The sequence below is a fragment of the Streptomyces sp. NPDC020192 genome, from assembly GCF_044388685.1.
GTDB lineage: Bacteria > Actinomycetota > Actinomycetes > Streptomycetales > Streptomycetaceae > Streptomyces.
Window position 1 is genome coordinate 1 of sequence record NZ_JBIRXG010000119.1, and the last position, 2,147, is coordinate 2,147.

The window sequence follows — 2,147 nt, forward strand, 5'->3', positions numbered from 1 at the left end:
GACCGCCGGCCGGTGTGCTCGACGGGCTCGGTGTCGGGGGCGGCTTCCAGGATGACGTGGGCGTTGGTGCCGCTGATGCCGAAGGAGGAGACACCTGCCCGGTGCGGGCGTTCGCTCTCCGGCCACGGCCGGGCTTCGGTGAGCAGCGCCGTCGCCCCGGTCGTCCAGTCGACGTGCGGGGTGGGCTCGTCGACGTGGAGGGTGGGGGGCAGCATGCCGTGGCGCATCGCCATGACCATCTTGATCACGCCCGCGACACCCGCGGCACACTGCGTGTGGCCGATGTTGGACTTCACCGAGCCGAGCCACAGCGGACGGTCCTCCGGCCGTTCCTGCCCGTAGGTGGCGATGAGCGCCTGGGCCTCGATCGGGTCGCCGAGCGTCGTACCGGTGCCGTGTGCCTCGACCGTGTCGACCTCACCGGGCTCGAGGCGGGCGTTGGCGAGGGCCTGCCGGATCACCCGCTGCTGGGACGGCCCGTTGGGTGCGGTGAGGCCGTTGCTGGCGCCGTCCTGGTTGACGGCGGATCCGCGTACGACGGCCAGGACGCGGTGGCCGTTGCGGCGGGCGTCGGACAGCCGCTCGACGAGCAGCACACCCACACCCTCGGAGAAGCCGGTGCCGTCGGCCGCGGCCGCGAACGCCTTGCAGCGCCCGTCGGGAGACAACCCCCGCTGCCTGCTGAACTCCATGAACACCTGTGGCGTCGCCATCACGGTGACGCCGCAGGCCAGCGCCAGTGAGCACTCGCCGCCGCGCAGTGCCTGGCCGGCCAGGTGCAGGGCGACCAGCGAGGAGGAACAGGCGGTGTCGACCGTCACCGCGGGTCCCTCCAGGCCGTAGGTGTAGGCGATGCGGCCGGAGATGACGCTGGTGGCGGCGCCGGTCATCGCATACCCCTCGGCGCCCTCCGGGAGGTCCCGGGCGCCGCTGCCGTAACCGGACGCGGAGGCACCCACGAAGACGCCCGTGTCACCGCCCCGCAGGGCAGCGGGGTCGATGCCGGCCCGTTCGAAGACCTCCCAGGAGGTCTCCAGGAGCAGCCGCTGCTGCGGGTCCATCGCCAGGGCCTCACGGGGTGAGATGCCGAACAGCAGCGGATCGAACTGCCCGGCGTCATAGAGGAATCCGCCCTGGCTCGTGTACGACGTACCGGCCTGCCCGGGGTCCGGGTCATAGAGGCGGGCGAGGTCCCAACCCCGGTCGGTCGGGAAACCGGAGACGACGTCGAGGCCGTCCGCGACCACGCGCCACAGATCCTCGGGGGAGCGGACCCCGCCCGGAAAGCGGCAGGCCATGCCGACGATCGCGAGCGGCTCCTCCATGGCGGCGGTACGCGCCGGGAGGGCGGGGCCGGACACCTCCAGTGCGCCGGTGACTTGTTGGTGGAGGTGGTGGGTGAGGGCGTTGAGGGTGGGGTGGTCGAAGGTGAGGGTGGCGGGGAGGGTGAGTCCGGTGGCGGTGGTGAGTCGGTTGCGGAGTTCGACGCTGGTGAGGGAGTCGAATCCGAGGTCTTTGAAGGGTTGGTCGGGGTTGATGGTGTCAGGTGTGGTGTGTCCGAGGACGGTGGCGATGTGGGTGCGGACGAGGTCGAGGAGGATGGCGGTCTGTTCGGTGGTGGAGCGGCCGGCCAGCTCCCGGGCCAGCTCCGAGCGCTCTCCCTGGACCGCGGACTCGGCCGCACGCCGGGACACCCCGCCCACCAACTGCCGTAGCAGCGCGGGCAGTACGCCGGAGCCGCCGACCTGGCGGCGCAGCGTTCCCGTGTCGAGAACCATGGGGATCAGCAATGCTTCGTCCATGGCACGTGCGGTGTCGAAGAGCGCCAGCCCTTGCTCACTGGGCATGGGCACCAGGCCGGTACGGCTCATCCGCGCCAGATCCGTCTCCGCGAGACCCCCGGTCATGCCGCTGGCCTGCTCCCACTGTCCCCAGGCGAGGCTGGTGGCGGGGAGGTGCTGGGCGTGGCGGTGGTGGGCGAGGGCGTCGAGGAAGGCGTTCGCGGCGGCGTAGTTCGCCTGACCGGGGCCGCCGAGGACGCCGGCGGCGGAGGAGAAGAGGGCGAAGGCGGACAGGTCGAGGTGGCGGGTGAGTTCGTGGAGGTGGAGGGCCGCGTCGACCTTGGGGCGCAGGACGGTGTCGAGCTG

General features: G+C 71.9%; 1 protein-coding gene. It reads right to left on the reverse strand.

Features of this window, described 5'->3' with window-relative positions:
* Positions 1-2,147 (reverse strand): beta-ketoacyl synthase N-terminal-like domain-containing protein (locus ACH47Z_RS47130; RefSeq protein WP_399086821.1); only part of this gene is annotated, 2,147 nt, incomplete at both ends.